An 18948-nucleotide genomic window follows, 5' to 3' on the forward strand; every position below is an offset into this window, starting at 1 on the left:
CGTATTTCCCATATAATTTAGATCGGTAGCCCGACCGTTACAGTGAATATCAATACCGTTGTTTCGGTGTTACTTATACAGTGGGAAGCGTTTACACAGGGTTTCAACCTGCGCCTTAACAGCCGCTTCCACCGCTGAATTATCTTCTGGATTTGCCACCAGACCATCGAGCACGTCGTTGATCAGATTACCAATCAGGCGGAACTCTTCGGTGCCAAAGCCCCGCGTTGTGCCCGCCGGTGTGCCCAGACGGATACCCGATGTCACCATCGGTTTTTCTGGATCAAATGGAATACCATTTTTGTTACAGGTAATGCCGGCACGCTCTAGCGCCGCATCAACCACGTTGCCGGTCAGCCCTTTAGGCCGCAGATCAACCAGCATCAGGTGAGTATCCGTGCCACCGGTAACGATAGCGCAACCGCGTTCAACCATGACACTGGCGAGCGCTTTGGCGTTATCCACTACCTGCTGAATATAGGTTTTAAATTCTGGACGCAGCGCTTCACCGAAGGCAACCGCTTTAGCCGCGATCACATGCATCAGTGGGCCACCCTGCAAACCTGGGAAAACTGCTGAGTTAATCTTTTTGCCGATCTCAAGGTTATTGGTGAGAATCATGCCACCGCGCGGTCCGCGCAGGGTTTTATGGGTAGTCGTCGTGACGACATCCGCATGAGGCAGTGGGCTAGGATGCAACCCTGTTGCCACCAAACCGGCAATGTGGGCCATATCAACAAACAGATAAGCACCAACTTTATCGGCGATCTCACGGAAACGGGCAAAATCGATTTCACGGGGAATCGCAGAGCCACCGGCAATAATCATTTTTGGCTGACACTCAACCGCCAGTGCTTCAACGGCATCATAGTCGATACGGTTATCGGTTTTAGAAACGCCATACTGTACCGCGTTAAACCACTTACCTGACAATGCTGGACGGGCACCGTGAGTCAAATGACCACCCGCATCCAGTGACATACCCAATACGGTATCGCCCGGTTGCAGCAAAGCGAGCATCACTGCGCCATTGGCCTGTGCGCCGGAATGTGGCTGAACATTAGCAAATTCACAGTTGAACAACTGCTTCGCCCGCTCGATCGCCAAACCTTCCGCTTTATCCACATATTCACAGCCACCGTAATAACGACGACCGGGATAGCCTTCGGCATATTTGTTGGTTAGTACGGTGCCCTGCGCCTGCATCACTGCTTTGGAAACGATGTTTTCCGAAGCGATAAGCTCAATCTGATGTTCTTGACGGTTAAACTCTTCATTCACCGCGGCCATAATCTCGGCATCACGTGCGGCCAAATCCTGAGTAAAAAATGCTTCGCTTACAGCGTCACCACGATACAGTTCAGTGTTATTCATATTGTTCTTCTCTGTTGGTCTTCGGGAAGTCTGTTAATCAAACCGTTTTTTTAGACGGCGCCATCGCCCGTCACTTCTATTACACGCACTTAACTCTTAAGCTCTTATCTCAAGCACATATCTCAATGCCATATCGCAGATGCTTAGCAGGCAACCACATTGACCGCCAAGCCCCCCTGCGAGGTCTCTTTGTACTTGTCTTGCATATCGACACCGGTCTGACGCATCGTTTCGATCACTGAATCCAGTGACACATGATGTTTACCGTCACCGCGCATCGCCAAACGGGCCGCGTTGATCGCTTTCACCGCGCCCATGGTGTTACGTTCGATACAGGGCACCTGCACTAATCCGCCAATCGGATCACAGGTTAAGCCTAGATTATGTTCCATACCGATCTCCGCGGCATTTTCGACCTGCTCTATCGTGCCGCCCATCACCGCACAGAGCGCACCGGCGGCCATCGAACAGGCCACGCCGATCTCACCTTGGCAACCCACTTCGGCGGCGGAGATAGAAGCATTCTTCTTATACAGCATGCCGATCGCTGCGGCGGTGGCAAGAAAATCAAAAATCCCCTGCTCGCTGGAGCCATGCACAAAACGATCGTAATACGCCAATACCGCTGGGATAACACCCGCTGCACCATTGGTAGGCGCGGTCACCACTCGACCACCCGCAGCGTTCTCTTCATTCACCGCAATGGCGAATAGATTGATCCAATCCATCACCGTGAGTTGATCTTTAAACGAAGCCTCTGGGCTAGTGCGCAACTCTTCATACAGTTCATTGGCGCGACGTTTAATGCCTAATCCACCGGGCAGTTCACCGGTCTGCACACAACCGCGTTTAATGCAGTTGTTCATCACCTGCCAAATATCACGGAGGCCTTGCTTAACCTCCTCTTCGCTGCGCCAAACGGCTTCGTTCGCCATCATGATCTGCGCCACACTCAGGCCACTGTTTTTACACAGCTCTAATAGCTCGACGCCGTTATTAAAGTCGTAAGGCAGCACCACATCACCTTCGGCTGCCGGCGACTTATCCGCTTCGGCATCACTCAGGACAAAACCGCCGCCGACAGAATAAAAAATCGCGTCATGCAGTACGATACCCGCGGCATCAAACGCCTGAAACCGCATCCCATTAGGGTGCTTAGGCAGGCTCTGAGCAAAGTTAAACAGCAGATCGGTTTCAGGACAAAAACCAATCAATCGCTGCCCCGCCAACATCAGTTGTCCGCTTTGCTTAATCTGCTCTACAAACAGCGGGATGTCATCCGGATCGACTTGATCAGGGTTTTCGCCCAGCAACCCCACCATCACGGCAATATCGGTAGAATGTCCTTTACCGGTCATCGCCAAGGAGCCATAAAGCCCTACTTTCAGCTGTTCAACCTGTGTCAGTTGATCACGCTGGGTCAGCTCATCAAGAAAACGGTTAGCGGCAACCATCGGCCCGACGGTATGTGAACTAGAGGGGCCAACGCCTACTTTAAAGAGATCAAATATGCTTAAAGACACTGTCTCGTTGCTCCCACGTGGTCATCCACGCTACTGATGTTGCGGCGCTAGGCCAACACGCTGACCGAATACTAATGAATGTCTCAACTTAAACGTGACCGTTTAACCTCAAGTTTCATTATCAAATCGGTTTAGCTATTTATTTTTGTTATGAGTCCTCGATAAGCGCTGTCGTTAAGTGCGCTAACAAAAAAGTATCTATAGGCGTTTATCAAGAACTGGATCGAAGGTTAGCAGCGAGATTTCTCAAAATCAACAAAAAGTTTCCTATAGGAAATATATCTCCCTATAATATCCATAAGCCACCGTTAAGGGCTTCTTTCATTGCCTATAACGGTTGTGTAGTATTATTGGAAACAGAAAGACCAGATTCTTTCACCCGCAATAACCCATACGTGATTGAACCTAAAGAGAATTAGGTTTAAACGGAGTGCCCGATGCCAGACAAACCATCCTTTCTTCAAGAAGAACTGCAACAACTCTCGGTCACCCGGGATAATGCCGAAGCGATGGTAGAGCCACTCGAACTAGGCAAGCGGGTCAGAGAGATTCGTCTAAGCCAAAAGCTGACACTCGAAGAAGCCAGCAAACTCACTGGGCTTGCCCGTTCAACCCTCTCTAAGATTGAAAATGAACAGATTTCGCCCACCTTTACCGCGGTCAATAAATTGGTCAAAGGCTTGGGTATCGATATCCCCCAACTGTTCACTCAGCCAAAGAAGAAAACCCCTGGCAGTGGCGGACGGCGCGACATCACCCGTTGCGGTGAAGGCAAACCTCATCCAACGCCTACCTATGAACATGAACTGCTGGCCACCCAGTTATCCAGCAAAAAGATGATCCCGTTCAAAACCACCGTGCGCACCCACTCTTGGGATGAATATGAAGACTGGGTACGCCACGACGGTGAAGAGTTTCTCTACGTGCTCAGCGGTAGCATCATGTTTTACAGTGAGTTTTATGAGCCGATCGAACTGCATACCGGCGATAGCGCCTACTATGATTGTGAGATGGGCCACGCGCTTGTATCCACTAGCCAAAAAGACGCCGAAGTGCTCTGGGTAACGGCTTAGCCCCTGCCCAGCCCCGCTAACCGCTAACGCCTGTTACATCGATAGTGAATAGGCGGATAAACATAGGTAAATAGCCGCCTCCAAGACAGATCATTAGTTGCATTAGCTAGCTGAATACTGAACATCTAAGTCCTACCATCGTTAACGATCAGCCCCTTTAGCGCGACAACCAATAGCGCCAATACGACATCGACTTTCCTCTAAGCGTAACTTTTCGGTTGCAAAATATTTCCTGTTGAATTAATTTTGTTTCCTATTGGAAACATATTCTATTACCATACGTTCATTACTGGCGATCAACGCTCAATCTGATATCCCATAGGCTCAGAGTCATGTTGCCCGCTAATAAACATAATGACGTTAAAAGCACATCAATAATGGAGACTCTCATGTCTGAACTGAACAGAACACCGCTTTACAATCTGCATCTAGAACTGGGCGGAAAAATGGTCCCTTTTGCAGGCTTTGAAATGCCCGTTCAGTATCCGTTAGGGGTAAAGAAGGAACATATCCACACCCGTGAACATGCGGGTCTGTTCGATGTCTCCCATATGGGCCAGGTAAAACTAACCGGCGCCAACGCGGCCGCCGAGCTGGAAAAACTGGTCCCCGTCGACATTATTGATCTACCGGTTGGCAAACAACGTTATGCACTGTTCACCAACGACGATGGCGGCATCATGGATGACCTGATGGTCACCAATGCAGGCGACTACCTCTATGTGGTGGTTAACGCTGCCTGTAAAGCTCAGGATATCGCCCATATGCAGGCGAACCTCGGTGAAGGCGTTGAACTGGAAGTGTTAGATGATCGTGCACTGGTGGCCCTACAAGGCCCAGAGGCTGCTCAAGCACTGTCACGCATCTGCCCTGCTGTGAATGAGATGGTCTTTATGGATTCTCGCCAAGTGACTATCGATGGCGTGGAATGCTTCGTTAGCCGTTCCGGTTATACCGGCGAAGATGGTTATGAAATCTCTATTCCTGCCGCTGAAGCCGAACGTCTGTGCCGCCTATTTATTGCACAGCCTGAAGTTGAATGTATTGGCCTAGGTGCGCGTGACTCACTGCGCCTAGAATCCGGCCTGTGCCTCTATGGTCACGATCTGGATCAAACCACCACACCGATCGAAGGCAGCCTGATCTGGGCGATCAGCAAATGTCGTCGCGCCGATGGTGAACGTGCCGGTGGTTTCCCCGGTGCCGATAAGATCTTCGATCAGATCGCTAACAAAAACTACAGCCGTAAACGTATCGGCCTGATCGCTCAGGGTAAAGCTCCGATTCGTGAAGGCGCTGAACTGCAAAATGCGGATGGCGTTAAAATTGGTGAAGTCACCAGCGGTAGCTTCGGCCCAACCGTGGGTGTTCCAATTGCGATGGGATATGTCGCAACTGAGTATGCTGTACTAGAAACAGAAGTATATGCTCTGGTTCGCGGTAAACAGCTGCCAATGACGGTAGCTAAAACACCATTTATCGAACAGCGCTACTTCCGCGGCTAATCCTGCGGCATTGCTCCGCTGCGTAGCGCTGATAAACATGGTTTAACGAAGCACGCAGCGAACAAGAATAAAGGAACTGATGATGTCTGTTTATACACCCGTCACCCGTGAACAACTTGAACGTTACCTACAGCAATACTCTGTAGGTCAATTGATTGATTTTCAGGGCATTGAAGCCGGTGTTGAAAACACTAACTATTTTGTCACCACCAATGAAGGCCGTTTTGTGCTGACATTGGTCGAATCAGTGAGTGCGACGCAGTTACCCTTTATTCTTGATTATATCGAACAGCTCACAGGTAACGGTGTTGCCTGTGCCAGCCCTATCCATCTCAACACGGGTGAACTCTACGGTCAGTTAAATGATCGTCCTGCCGTGTTGATGTCCCGCTTAGCCGGTGCTCCACTAGACAATCCTAATGATCAACAAGCCAGCGTGATCGGCTTAACCCTCGGACAGATGCACAACGTGGCCGATTCCCTCAGCCCCGCGCAAGCTGTCCATATTCATCATTGGTGTGCCGACTTAGGGGATCAACTGATGCCCCATCTGGCCGAAGAAGAGCAACAGATACTGCACTACAATCTGCAGGATACCGGACAGATCGCTTGGGATGCGTTACCTAGCGGCCCGATCCATGCCGACCTGTTTCCTGATAACGCCCTGTTTGACGGTGACCAACTGTGCGGCCTGATCGATTTCTATCATGCCTGCTCAGCGCCCTACCTCTATGACCTCTGCATCACTTTGAATGCTTGGTGCTATGACGAGCAGAGCGCCACCTATGATTTTAATAAGGCTCTGTTGATACTCGATAGCTATCAGAGCGTTCGCCCGCTGAACAACGATGAACAGCGCAGCTTCAGCCGTATGCTACAGGTGGCGGCGATGCGTTTTTGGCTTTCCCGTTTACGTGATATTCACTTTCGTAAAGAGGGTGAGGTTGTGACACGTAAAGACCCAGCCGGCAAACTACAACTCTTGAAGCTACTCGGTGAGAATCAACACCTACAGATGGCGAGCTAAGCGCGACCATAGCGCTTTTTAATACTCGCTAACCATCCGCCAAAAACACACCCTAGATGCATTCAAAAAAAGCACGTACTAAGCGAACTTAATACGTGCTTGCAGTATTACTGTAACCGTTCGACCTGATAACCGGCCAACTGCAACTGTTTGATTAAGCCCTCATCACCGGCTAAATGGCCACTGCCCACCAGCACAAACTCAACCGGACGATCACGCAGCATCGCTTTAATCTGTGGCATCCAGTGTTGATTACGGCCCACCAGCAGGGTCTGATATTGCGCCGGTGATTCGCGCCGCATATCTTCCACAATCAGATGTTCCAAGCCATCGAGATCCCCTTGACGCCAAGCGGCAAGAATATCGTCAACAAAGGTGGCGGCCTCATCGAGCTCGTCTAACGACATACGCATAAAGGTCTCTTCGTCGCCCTCGCCCATGGTGGCCAAAAACCCGATCTGCTGATCAACGGTTTCTAAGCCAGACACCGGCTTACCCTCTTTTACCGCCCGTGAGTGGTAATAATCATCGATCCCTTGGGCATCCACCCCGATCTGTTTGAGATTGAGCATGGTCAGAGTAATTACAATCCCCGAGGGCCGCAGGCCATTCAATGCCTCAACCGGCAGGCCATATTGTTGCCATATGGTTGCTAGACGCTGATAGAGCCCCGCGGAAATACGCTGTGATAAATCTGAACCATCGCCATAACGAATAGCCCGCTGCATCCGCTGCTGCACATCGGTGGTTCGCAATTGCGCTAGATCGGTTTCAAACACCAGACGATCGGCTCGCAGATAGGCCCGATCAAATTCAACCGGCAAGGGATAGTCTTGCTGGCGTAACACATGCACCGTGCCCCCTAAATAAAGCACATTATCACCGGAGCTCACCTTCCAGACACTGCTAGCCTGTGCGGTTGTTGCCACAACCGTCAAACAGACCAGCGTTAAGAGCCGACGCACCCCTTGGGTAAATCTCATTGCACACCTCATTAGACTGTTATCCATGATCGCCACAGCCGATCACTATCTCGCTATCATCGTTGACGCTAGATTACCCTTGCCTGAACACAGAAGCTACACCCTTCCCTCCGAGTGCAGCACCGGCTGTATGGCGCTCAATAAACAAAAAAACCGGCACAGGGCCGGTTTTATCAAGCATTAATGCTTAGCGATTCAAATAGTGCTTATACACTCGGCGGGTAATACCGGTAAACAGTGTATATGGGATAGTATCACTGTGGTTTGCCACCTCTGCCGCGAGGACATTCTTACCCCAGAACTCGACTTCGGTGCCAATACCAGCGTCGATACCGGTTAGATCAACCCCCAACATATCCATCGAGACCCGACCAATAATACGGCTACGCTGACCGTTCACCCAAACCGGTGTGCCGGTCACGGCATGACGGGGATAGCCGTCGGCATAACCTAGGGCCACCGTACCGACGCGCGTTGGCTTATCGGCACAGAAGTTACCCGCATAACCAACCGTTTCTCCGGCCTGCACTTCACGCACGGCAATCACTTCAGATGTCAGCGTCATCGCCGGAATCAGCTTATCCGCGTTTTCTTGAGCCGCTGGGAACGGGCTTGAACCATACAGCATCAAACCAGGGCGCATCCAATCACGGCGCGCCGTCGGCCAAGCCAATACCGCCGCCGAGTTTGCCATACAGTGAGGTGCATCGAGACCTTCAGTGGCTTTATTAAACACCGCCAACTGTTTGTCCGTGTCCGCCTTATCCAACTCATCGGAGTTAAAGAAGTGGGTCATCAGCACGATATCGGAGACATTATCCAGCTGTTTAAGACGCTTGAACGCCGCCTGATAATCATCCGGGTGTACACCCAAACGATTCATACCGGAATTCATTTTTAACCAGACGGTAATGGGCTTACTGAGTTTCGCCTGAGCAATTTGTTCGATCTGAGCCAGACTATGCACTGCGCACCAAACACCGTGCTCACTGATATAATCCAACTCACTGACTTCAAAATAGCCTTCAAGGAGCAATACCGGCTTCTGAATGCCGGCCTCAATCAGCTCGGCACCCTCTTCCAGACAGGCCACACCAAAGGCATCCGCTTCAGCTTCTAACGCTTTCGCGACTTCGATGGCGCCATGCCCATAAGCATTGGCTTTAATAATGGCGACCGCATGACCCGCAGTATTCAGGGAACGTGCCAGTCGGTAGTTGTGCCGGATAGCATCCAGGTCAACTGTAATTTTAGCTGCTCGACTCATTCTAGTTTACTTTACCCTCTGTTCCGGTCGGTTATCTGTCTTTTCCCCGACAGATAACCAGGCGCTTTAATCGGCTATTTAAGCGATAACCATAACCGCTTCAACTTCAATATCCGCATCCTTCGGCAGTGCCTTAACAGCATAAGCGGCACGGGCAGGATATGGTTGTGCAAAATAACGAGCCATCACTTCATTGACGGTGGCAAAGTTAGCCAAATCAGTCAGCAGAATATTAACTTTAACCAGATCATCCATTGATCCACCCGCCGCTTCAGCCACCGCTTTCAGGTTTTCAAATACCTGTACAGCCTGTGCTTCGAAGGACTCAGTCACCATTTCCATGGTTGCAGGGACCAACGGGATCTGACCCGACATATAAACCGTGTTATCGACTTTAACAGCCTGTGAATAAGTACCGATAGCAGAAGGAGCGTTTTCAGTCGCGATGATTGTCTTTGTTGTCATGATGTTAATTCCAATAAAAAATAATGTCAGTGGCGATCAACCCTATTCTCAGTCGATCCCTGCACTCTGTTCAGCCTAGGTGCCGAATAAAAGGCCGCCAATTATAACGGGTAAAAAAAACTGAGCACAGAGGCATCATCAATCTTCGCAAGGTGCGAGAGCCTCTGTGCTCAAAAAATGACGGTCTATTTTCGACCGTAGCGGGTAATCGATAATCCTTCAGGATCGATATCGGTCTGCTGGCCACCGATCACATCGGCAACAAACTTCCCTGACCCTAGCGACATCGTCCAACCTAAGGTGCCATGTCCGGTATTAAGGTAAAGGTTTGGATAGCGAGTACCACCCAGAATCGGGGTGCCGTCTGGCGTCATCGGCCGCAGCCCCGTCCAAAATTCAGCCTTTTCAAGATCACCACCACCGGGGAACAGATCACCGACGGTAAACTCAACATTTTTACGGCGTTTTTCCTGTAGCGAAGTATCGTAGGAGGTAATCTCAGCGGTACCGCCAACACGGATACGATCCTCAAAACGGGTCACGGCCACTTTATAGGTTTCATCCATGATGGTAGAAACCGGCGCTCTCGATTCGTCAATAATCGGTAGTGTTAGTGAATACCCTTTAATCGGATAAACCGGCACAACAACACCGACATTCGCCAGCAGCAAAGTGCTATAGCTACCCAGACACATCAAGTATCGATCGGCGGTCAGCGTGCCTTGGTTGGTTTTAACCCCGACGATATCTCGATCATCACTGATCAATCCTTCGATCTCAGTATCAAACTTAAACTCGACGCCTAGCTTTTTACACTCTTCCGCTAGGCCCGTGGTGAACTTAAAGCAGTCACCGGTTTCATCACCGGGCAAACGTAAGCCACCGATAATTTTATCTTTTACATAGCCCAGCGCAGGCTCTCGGGCGACACAACCTTCACGGTCGAGCACCTCATAATCAACGCCGCACTCATCGAGTACCGCAATATCTTTAGCCGCGGCATCCACCTGTTTTTGGGTGCGAAACACCTGCAGGGTACCGCCGGTTCGGCCTTCGTAATCAATTTCGACTTCAGAACGCAGATCTTTAAAGCAATCACGGCTATACTCAGCCAAGCGCATCATGCGTGCTTTGTTAGTGTGGTATGATGCTTCGGTGCAGTTGGCCAACATTTTGGTCATCCACTTGAGCGTGTTAGCATTCACTTTTGGGTTGATCATCAACGGCGCAAGATCCTGCATCATCCACTTAATCGCTTTAAGTGGTACCCCAGGAGCTGCCCAAGGTGCAGAATAGCCAGGCGAGATCTGACCGGCATTGCCAAAACTAGTCTCTAAGGCTGGACCACTCTGGCGGTCGACAACAGTCACCTGATGGCCCTGTTTAGCCAGGTACCATGCGCTGGTAACGCCAATGACGCCACTACCCAAAATCAAAATTTTCATCAAAGTTACCTATCCGTTTTTATACTTATCACCAACAAATGATTTAGCTAGTTTATTGTATCTTTGACAGATTATTTTTTTGTATTTAAACTATTTTCAAAGATATAACCCCACAAATAAGCACTTATAAAAAAATTCACCTTCTTTGGGAATGACGGGTAAAGCAACACTATGAATACAAAACAAAAACGTAAACTCGATAAGATAGACCTGAACATTCTGAAAACCCTGCAAGAAAATGGCCGGATCAGCTATGTTGATCTCGCCGATATTGTCGGCCTAAGCACCACTCCCTGCATGGAACGGGTGAAACGCTTAGAGAAAGATGGGCTGATTCAAGGCTACTACGCCCGCATCGATCCACAAGCGATGGGCTATGGCATGCTGGTGTTTGTAGAGATATCCCTCTCTTACCAATCCCCCGATGCGTTCCTCAAGTTTAATAAGGCGGTGGTGTCACTGCCCTATGTACTCGAATGTCATCTGGTCTCCGGCGATGCGGATTTTCTGATCAAAGCGCGTATTGCCGATATGTCGGAATACCGCGCCCTGTTGGGCGAAATGCTATTAACACTGCCTGGCGTGAAAAATTCTAAGAGCTATATCGTTATGGAAGAGGTAAAGGAATCCCTTAGCCTACCGATCAATCCGGTTCAGCCTAGGGGTTAAACGCGGCGCCGAAGGGATGTGAAGGGTAACTCGATAGCGTTAACCCTTGATAGCCAGCTAAGCTGATCGTTCAGCCGGGCTGGCTGCCAACTTCCATCAACCAATCATGCACCGCTTTAATGCTCGGATTACTCAAGGCCCCATGGGCATAGAGAATGTAGTAACTGCAACGACACTGCTGCCGACCATAGGGGGCGAATAAGCGGCCACGGATGATCTCATCGGTTAACAACGACTCACGGGCTATCGCGACCCCCAAACCGGATTCAGCAGCTTTAATCGCCATATCACCACGATTGAAATAATGACCCCGCTCGGTTTCGATATCATCCATACCACTGGCCTGCAACCAATAGCGCCACTCCTCATCACGTTCAGCATCTTGCCAAGGCGCGGTATCATGTAGCAAAGGCACCCGGTTCAGCGCCCCTGGCGCCTGCCAATCGATGTCACTGAAATATTCAGGGCTAACCACCGGAAATAGGTGTTCATCCATCATCCGCGAAAAACTCAAGCCGGGGTAGTGCCCCATACCGTAATCGATAGCGATATCGAAATCGCGACTCTGTAGATCGAGCAGACTGCCCTCGGCAATGCTCTCGATACGAATATCGGGATAACGCTTTTGAAACCCACCCAAACGTGGAATCAACCACTTAAACACAAAAGAGGGTATAGAACGTAAACGAACACTCCCCTCGGGATCGGCCCGTTTAATGCGATTCAAACAGTTTTCCAAACTAAGCAGGGCCGGCCTAACCGACTCATAAAGTTGCAGCCCCTGAGTCGTCAATTCAACCTGTCGGGTATGACGAATAAACAGCGCTACTCCAACCTGCCCCTCAAGGTTTTTTATCTGCTGGCTAACGGCGCCTGGGGTAATGGCTAACTCACTGGCCGCCTGACTGAAACTGCGTAAGCGCGCGGCGGCTTCAAAGGTACGCATGGCCGCGAGAATTTGACTATTGATATGCATAGTAATTTTTTTTATTCTGTTTTAAATTAATTAGTCAAACTTAACCATACAATAGAAATGATCGTTTGTTTAGCCAGAACTTAGATTAGAGAATAAGCCACTGCCTATACAAACATAATAAATGCAGAGCCCCTATGAACCCGCTTATCGATAGCACGCTAATGGATTCACCTTTCGGGCAGTCGCTCCGCCAAGGCGAGCCGCTTCTCTGGTTAAATACTCATTATCAAGCAGAGGAGAGTCAGTATCCATGCGAACTAACTCGCGATGATATTGAGCAAGCTGATCGACGCCTACGACACTTTGCACCGTTACTGCAGCAGCTGTTTCCAGAATTAGCATCGCAACAGGGGTTAATCGAATCCCCCCTACTCTCTGCACTTCATCTACAGCAACAACACTACCCCAACCTATCAGGCAAGCTAATACTAAAAGCCGATCATGCCTTACCGGTCGCGGGATCAGTCAAAGCCCGTGGTGGCATCCATGAAGTGCTCTGTCACGCCGAACAACTCGCGTTAGAAAACGGCGTTATTGATAGCCTAGAAGATGACCCGCTCACGCTACTCAGCCCTGCATGTAAAGCCCTGTTCGGCCGCCATGAGATCGCGGTCAGCAGTACCGGCAACCTAGGACTTAGTATCGGTATTATGAGTGCGGCACTCAGCTTCAAATCGGTTGTGCATATGTCGGTCGAAGCCAAGCAGTGGAAAAAACAGCGATTACGTGACCGGGGCGTCACTGTAATCGAACACAGTAATGATTACAGTGCCGCGGTGGAAGCGGGTCGCGATGCCTCAAATGCCGACCCCAGCAGCTACTTTGTCGATGATGAGAACTCCCCTCGGTTATTTCTGGGCTATGCGGTCGCGGCGCTACGGCTGCAACAACAGCTCGCCGAGCAAAACATACTGGTTGATGCCGAGCACCCGCTCTTTGTTTATATACCCTGCGGCGTTGGTGGTGCACCGGGGGGCATTAACTTTGGCCTCAAGCAGGTTTTCGGCCCTCATGTTCACTGTTTCTTCGCCGAACCGGTTGAAGCGCCCTGTGTGCTCGTCGGGATGCAGTCAAAAGACCTGCGAAACCCCGCATCGGTTTATCAGGTGGGTCTCAAGGTAGACACCGAGGCGGATGGCTTGGCTGTCAGCATGGCCTCCGGTTGGGTTTGCTCGGTCATCGACACTCTCCTTAGCGGGGTCTTTACGGTCACCGATGATGAACTGTTCCGCGCCCTGTATCAGCTAAAGCAGAGTGAGGGGATTGAGATAGAACCCTCTGCGGCAGCGGGTTTTGCTGGCCCTAACTGGCTAACCGAGACGGCCCAAGGCAAAACCTACCAACAACAGCAACAGCTAACCTCCGTGATGGCCAATGCCGCCCATCTCGTATGGACGACCGGCGGCTTATTTGTCCCCCCAGAGGAGATGCAAAGGTTTCAACAGCGTGGCGCGCAACTCGCCAACCGTTAAAGCATTCATCGCCGTCCCGATAACAGCTCGGTACGGTGTGATCTCAGGCCAGATCATCTGTTTGGCCTGAGCGATATTGACGACCACGTCGGTATCGATGGAAGCAGAGAGTAGGACAGCGGCTTTCAAGCCCAATCCTGATACTCAGCATCCAGCAAACGACCGTCATAAACGGTCACCTTCCCAACCGCTGATCATAAGTCTGCCGGTTGGGAATATTACAATAATTATGGAGTTCATATGGAAGCTATTACGTCAATCATCAGCGCGATCAACAGTGTTGTCTGGGGTCCGATGATGCTGGTTTTGATTTTAGGTGTTGGCCTGTTTCTGATGTTGGGTCTGAAACTCATGCCAATCCTCAAACTAGGAACCGGTTTTAAACTATTATGGAGTGGTCGTTCGGCTGAAGGCGAAGCCGCTAAAGAGGGTGAAATTCCTCCCTTTCAGGCACTGATGACAGCCCTTTCGGCTACCGTTGGTACCGGCAATATCGCGGGTGTTGCGACCGCGGTTTTCCTCGGCGGTCCAGGTGCACTCTTCTGGATGTGGTGTACTGCACTGGTCGGTATGGCTACTAAGTATTCGGAAGCCGTATTGGCCGTCAAATACCGTGAAGTCGATGAAGAGGGCAACCATGTCGGTGGCCCGATGTACTATATCAAAAATGGTTTGGGCTCTAATTGGGCTTGGCTGGGTACGGCTTTTGCTATTTTTGGCTCCGTTGCCGCCTTTGGTATCGGTAATACGGTACAGTCAAACTCGGTAGCCGATGTTATTCAATCGAACTTCGGGCTCAATGTTTGGGTCACCGGCTTGATTCTGATGGTACTAGTGGGTGCTGTTCTGATCGGCGGTATCAAACGTATTGGTAGCGTCGCAGGTGCCTTAGTACCAGTGATGGCCATTGCTTATCTAGTCGCGGGTTTAGTCGTACTGGCAATCAACGCCGATGCCATCCCTGCGGCTCTCGACCTGATCTTCACCTATGCCTTTACTGAGAGTGCGGCCGAAGGCGGCTTCGCCGGTGCGGCTATCTGGATGGCGATCCGTTTCGGTGTGGCCCGTGGTATTTTCTCCAACGAAGCCGGTCTAGGTTCTGCGCCTATCGCTCACGCGGCAGCACAAACAAAAGACCCCGTTCGTCAGGGTTTAGTCGCAATGCTAGGTACCTTTATCGATACCATTCTGATCTGTACTATCACCGGTTTGGTAATCATCACTTCCGGCGAATGGACCTCAGGGGTTTCCGGTGCGGCACTTACATCCGCTGCCTTCTCCCAAGCGCTGCCCGGTGTTGGTAACTATCTTGTTGCTATCTCGCTGGCTATCTTCGCCTTCACCACCATTATCGGCTGGTCTTTCTACGGCGAGCGTTGCGTTGAGTTTCTGTTTGGTATTAAAGCCATCGTCCCTTACCGCATCCTGTGGATCATTGCGGTGCCACTAGGTGCGGGTGTTAGCCTTGATTTCATCTGGCTATTGGCCGATACGCTGAACGCTATGATGGCGATTCCTAACTTGATTGCCCTCGCGCTATTAAGCCCAGTGGTATTCAAGCTGACTCGGGAATATTTTTCTAGAGCAAAATAATTCTTGAGTTAAAGTAAGGGAGGCTGCGGCCTCCTTTTTTTTGATCTCGAGCGAAACAACACTCACCCAAACGAAGCAAAGCTAAACAAAACCACCACGATTTCATCTATTTCCGACTACACTTTAACTTAGATATCAGCGATGCCGATCACTAACAACGCTGAGACGGTCGACAAACCGATCACCCTTGTCGCTGCCTGCAGTACTTAACTCTCGTATACGCTGATCTATCCACTGCATTTTTAAGCGGAGGCGGAGGCGAATAAAAAATGGCAAAACAACATTGGATATTACTACGGGGACTGTGCCGCGAAAGCCGACACTGGGGGGCGTTCCCAGAACTGATGCAACAGCGATTAGCCAACACAGAGGTCAGTTGTATCGATCTACCCGGAAACGGTAGACGCCATCGACACCCCTGTCCTACCTCGGTGAATGAGTTGATCGATGATCTACACCGTCGTCACCGTCCCGAACAACCGGTATACCTACTCGGCCTCTCTCTCGGCGGTATGATCGCCTACCATTGGATGCAAGAATATCCTGATGACCTGCGTGGCATTGTCTTGGTTAACTGTAGCCTATCGCCAGAACACAGCCTGCCTCTTCGCCTACAACCCAACGCATGGCCAAAGTTGATACGGGCGATGTTAAGCAGCGGTTACCCACGGGAAAAAGCCCTATTTGATCTAACCTGCGAACAGCAGCTCGGCCGCGATGAGCTGCTAACCTTCTGGCAAATGTATCAGCTAGAATACCCTCTGAGTTTTACTAATGTCCGACGGCAGCTACAACTCGCCATCAAATGTGGCATTCAACCCTACCCACCGAAGAAACCGGTCTTACTCCTCAGCGGCGCAAACGATAAGCTGATTAACCCCCGCTGCTCAGAACAGCTCGCAAACGCTTGGCGTATGCCTCATCTTAGTCACCCTGACGCAGGGCATGATCTACCTCACGATCAACCCGACTGGCTCATTCAGCAAATCAAAGAGTGGTTAAAAGAATAGCCCCAAAATAACCAACTTATACCGTCGTCTGAATATGTTGATTGAGTAACTCCATAAAGAGATCTCGAGGCTTGTTTAAAGGCCCAGAGCGACGACTGATCGCCGCCACCTGCAGACTATAAAACCGCGTTTCGGGTAAGAGGGCCCGCATTCGCCCACGGTTCACCCATTGCTGCGCAAATTTCTCCGCCAAAAAGCCCACATAGACCCCTGACAGAATCATGGTTGCTCGCGTTTCATAATAATAGGCTTCAGCCGCGCGGACCATCTCGCCCAACTGCTGTGTCGCCTCGGGGCTGGTTAACACCCCCGCATGCACCAGCTTACAGGTTTTAAGCGCCTCGTTAAGGACCGCCTCATCCTGTTCGTGAAACAGAGGATGCCGGTCACCACAATAGAGCTGTGATCTATCTTTATACATCAGCAGAAAATCTAATCCCTCGATATCTCGATGATGAGGGATAAAGCCGACATCGGCATCGCCATTAATCACCCGCCGTTCTATCTCACCTAACGGGGCCGTATCGAAGCTGATATAGACATCCGGCGCCAGTGTGGCAAACTCAGCCAGTACTAAGTCAAGACCGCAACGTTCATCGAGACTGATGGTATCCGAGGTCAAGATTCTCACTTCACCGGTCATCTGCTGATGCAGTGCATTAACGGTCGAACGAAATTCCGCCAAGCGTGAAAATAACTGACGGGTGGCGTTATAGATGGTCAAGCCTTCTTCTGTTAGCGCAAAGCCCGAGCGACCCCGCTGACAGAGTTTCAGCTTGAGACGTCCTTCAAGGTTAGACATATGCACCGAGATAGTTGAACGACTGATATTCAACTCAACCTCCGCCGCAGAGAAACCACCGCACTCCACCACCGTTTTGAAAACCCGCAGTAGGCGAATCTCAAAATCCCCTACCTTACCCATACTCTGTAGTACTTTGCCGACCATCTGAGCCTCGAATATAAAGTTTTATAAACATTAAAGTAAGCATTCAATGTTTGTTATTTATAAGACTTTATCACTGACGCTACTATGGCGCCATAAGGCCATTCAGTTAACCCCTAAAGTTCGCTATTAAAACGCGGCTTTAATGCTTAACGATCAACCTTCTCGCTGAGCTGACATCAGTAACCGCCAATACTAATAACCTACACAGGGTTTTCTCATGAGCACAAACATCAATATGGATGCGTTCTGGATGCCATATACGGCTAACCGGGACTTCAAAAACGAGCCTCGCATTATCGAGCGCGCTGAAGGTGTAATGTACTACACCAATGAGGGCCAAGAGATTCTTGATGCCACCGCTGGACTCTGGTGTGTTAATGCCGGTCATGGCCGTACCGAGATCGCTGATGCCGTTAGCCAACAGTTGCGCAATCTAGACTATGCTTCACCGTTTAACTTTGGTCATGAGATCGGTTTTGAGTTTGCTAACCGCCTTATCAAACATACGCCAGCGTCCCTGAACAAGGTGTTCTTTGCTAACTCCGGTTCAGAAGCGGTTGAGTCTGCTCTGAAGATTGCACTGCAATATCAGAGATCCCGTGGTAAAGGCGGTAAAACGAAATTCCTTGGCCGCGAATTGGCCTACCACGGTGTTAACTTCGGCGGTATCTCTGTCGGCGGCTTAACCCCTAACCGCGTTGGCTTTGGTCCATTGTTACCAACCGATCACCTGCCTCATACACTGGACATCGCTAACAACGCGTTCAGCAAAGGATTACCCGAACAAGGTATCGACAAAGCCGAAGCACTCGAGCAGTTGATCCAGTTCCACGGTGCTGACAGCATTGCGGCGGTGATCATTGAGCCGATGAGTGGTGCCGGTGGCGTAATTATGCCGCCACAGGGTTACCTGAAACGCATGCGTGAGATCTGTGATCAGTACGATATTCTATTGATCTTTGATGAAGTTATTACCGGTTGGGGCCGTTTAGGTTCCGCCTTTGCATCAACAGAATTTGATGTCGTTCCAGATATGATTACCTCTGCAAAAGGTATTACCAACGGTGTAATTCCTCTGGGCGCGGTGTTCGTTAAGGATGAGATTCACGATCAAATCGTTAACAACGTCCCTGTTGGCGGCATCGAGTTTTACCATGGTTACACCTACTCCGCCCACCCAGTTGCCTGTGCTGCTGGCCTAGCGACCTTGGATATCTACGAGAAAGAAGGTTTGCTAACCCGTGCGAGTGGTGAGATCGGTACACACTTTGAAAACGCTCTGCATAGCTTGAAAGATGCGCCTAAAGTGATCGATGTGCGTAACTATGGATTGGTCGGCGCCGTACAGTTTGATGCCTCCGTCGCGGCTAACGGCCCTGTCGGTTTGGACTTCCAGAAAGGCTGTTACAAACGTGGCGTAATGGTGCGTACGATGGGCAATATTGTTGCTTTCTCACCACCGCTGACGGTTGAAGCGAATCATATTGACCAGCTAGTGAATGTCTTGCGCGAAACCGCAGAAGATATGTTCGGTTAAAAAAGCATTGCCCTCCCGGAGCCAGCTTATCTCGGCTCCCATTGATACGGATGTCAATCGATGCCAGCATCGAATTGACA

16 protein-coding genes are annotated in these 18948 nt (G+C 50.3%); 8 read left to right on the forward strand and 8 right to left on the reverse strand.

The features are described from left to right. Positions 1–69: 69 nt before the first annotated feature. Complete coding sequence (glyA, locus tag EH243_RS08395; RefSeq protein ID WP_126158201.1) at positions 70–1374, reverse strand: serine hydroxymethyltransferase; 1305 nt, start codon at positions 1372–1374, stop codon at positions 70–72. Positions 1375–1517: 143 nt separating this feature from the next. Beyond that, positions 1518–2897 (reverse strand): L-serine ammonia-lyase, encoded by a 1380-nt coding sequence (locus EH243_RS08400; protein WP_126158202.1) that lies wholly within the window; start codon positions 2895–2897, stop codon positions 1518–1520. Positions 2898–3334: 437 nt separating this feature from the next. On the opposite strand from EH243_RS08400, the gene EH243_RS08405 reads away from it, so the two are divergent. The 3 genes from EH243_RS08405 (at position 3335) to EH243_RS08415 (ending at position 6502) form a co-directional block, all read left to right on the forward strand. Continuing rightward, a complete protein-coding gene (locus EH243_RS08405) occupies positions 3335–3970 on the forward strand; it encodes a helix-turn-helix domain-containing protein (RefSeq protein ID WP_126158203.1) in 636 nt (211 codons plus the stop codon). Between the two features lie 389 nt (positions 3971–4359). Then, positions 4360–5475: a glycine cleavage system aminomethyltransferase GcvT gene (gcvT, locus tag EH243_RS08410; RefSeq protein WP_126158204.1), complete on the forward strand. Its 1116-nt coding sequence runs from the start codon at positions 4360–4362 to the stop codon at positions 5473–5475. Positions 5476–5557: 82 nt separating this feature from the next. Next, positions 5558–6502, forward strand: a complete 945-nt coding sequence (locus tag EH243_RS08415) for a homoserine kinase (RefSeq protein ID WP_126158205.1) — start codon at positions 5558–5560, stop codon at positions 6500–6502. Positions 6503–6609: 107 nt separating this feature from the next. On the opposite strand, the gene EH243_RS08420 is transcribed toward EH243_RS08415, so the two are convergent. The 4 genes from EH243_RS08420 to EH243_RS08435 form a co-directional block, all read right to left on the reverse strand. Further along, complete coding sequence (locus EH243_RS08420; RefSeq protein WP_164549073.1) at positions 6610–7485, reverse strand: TraB/GumN family protein; 876 nt, start codon at positions 7483–7485, stop codon at positions 6610–6612. Between the two features lie 187 nt (positions 7486–7672). Continuing rightward, positions 7673–8752: an alanine racemase gene (alr, locus tag EH243_RS08425; RefSeq protein WP_126158207.1), complete on the reverse strand. Its 1080-nt coding sequence runs from the start codon at positions 8750–8752 to the stop codon at positions 7673–7675. Positions 8753–8830: 78 nt separating this feature from the next. After that, a complete protein-coding gene (locus EH243_RS08430; RefSeq protein WP_126158208.1) occupies positions 8831–9217 on the reverse strand; it encodes a RidA family protein in 387 nt (128 codons plus the stop codon). Between the two features lie 185 nt (positions 9218–9402). Then, positions 9403–10662, reverse strand: a complete 1260-nt coding sequence (locus tag EH243_RS08435; protein WP_126158209.1) for a D-amino acid dehydrogenase — start codon at positions 10660–10662, stop codon at positions 9403–9405. Positions 10663–10833: 171 nt separating this feature from the next. On the opposite strand from EH243_RS08435, the gene EH243_RS08440 reads away from it, so the two are divergent. Continuing rightward, entirely contained in the window at positions 10834–11331 is a 498-nt protein-coding gene (locus tag EH243_RS08440) for a winged helix-turn-helix transcriptional regulator (protein ID WP_126158210.1), read from the forward strand. A gap of 70 nt (positions 11332–11401) precedes the next feature. Here the strand turns inward: EH243_RS08440 and EH243_RS08445 are convergent, their stop codons facing one another. After that, positions 11402–12307 carry a LysR substrate-binding domain-containing protein gene (locus tag EH243_RS08445; protein WP_126158211.1) on the reverse strand — a complete coding sequence of 302 codons (906 nt, stop codon included), beginning with the start codon at positions 12305–12307 and terminating at the stop codon, positions 11402–11404. Positions 12308–12441: 134 nt separating this feature from the next. On the opposite strand from EH243_RS08445, the gene EH243_RS08450 reads away from it, so the two are divergent. The 3 genes from EH243_RS08450 (at position 12442) to EH243_RS08460 (ending at position 16382) form a co-directional block, all read left to right on the forward strand. Next, positions 12442–13779, forward strand: coding sequence for a D-serine ammonia-lyase (locus tag EH243_RS08450; RefSeq protein WP_126158212.1), 1338 nt, complete (start codon positions 12442–12444; stop codon positions 13777–13779). 240 nt (positions 13780–14019) lie between these two features. Further along, the gene (locus EH243_RS08455; protein ID WP_126158213.1) at positions 14020–15372 is read left to right on the forward strand and encodes an alanine/glycine:cation symporter family protein; all 1353 of its coding nucleotides are present in this window, start codon (positions 14020–14022) and stop codon (positions 15370–15372) included. A gap of 269 nt (positions 15373–15641) precedes the next feature. After that, positions 15642–16382 (forward strand): alpha/beta fold hydrolase, encoded by a 741-nt coding sequence (locus tag EH243_RS08460; protein WP_126158214.1) that lies wholly within the window; start codon positions 15642–15644, stop codon positions 16380–16382. A 16-nt stretch (positions 16383–16398) separates the two neighbouring features. Here the strand turns inward: EH243_RS08460 and EH243_RS08465 are convergent, their stop codons facing one another. Next, positions 16399–17331, reverse strand: a complete 933-nt coding sequence (locus tag EH243_RS08465) for a LysR family transcriptional regulator (protein ID WP_126158215.1) — start codon at positions 17329–17331, stop codon at positions 16399–16401. A gap of 217 nt (positions 17332–17548) precedes the next feature. Between EH243_RS08465 and aptA the strand changes: the two genes are divergently transcribed. Beyond that, positions 17549–18868 carry an omega-aminotransferase AptA gene (aptA, locus tag EH243_RS08470; RefSeq protein WP_126158216.1) on the forward strand — a complete coding sequence of 440 codons (1320 nt, stop codon included), beginning with the start codon at positions 17549–17551 and terminating at the stop codon, positions 18866–18868. The last annotated feature ends 80 nt before the right edge of the window (positions 18869–18948 follow it).

Source organism: Amphritea opalescens (genome assembly GCF_003957515.1).
Lineage (GTDB): Bacteria > Pseudomonadota > Gammaproteobacteria > Pseudomonadales > Balneatricaceae > Amphritea > Amphritea opalescens.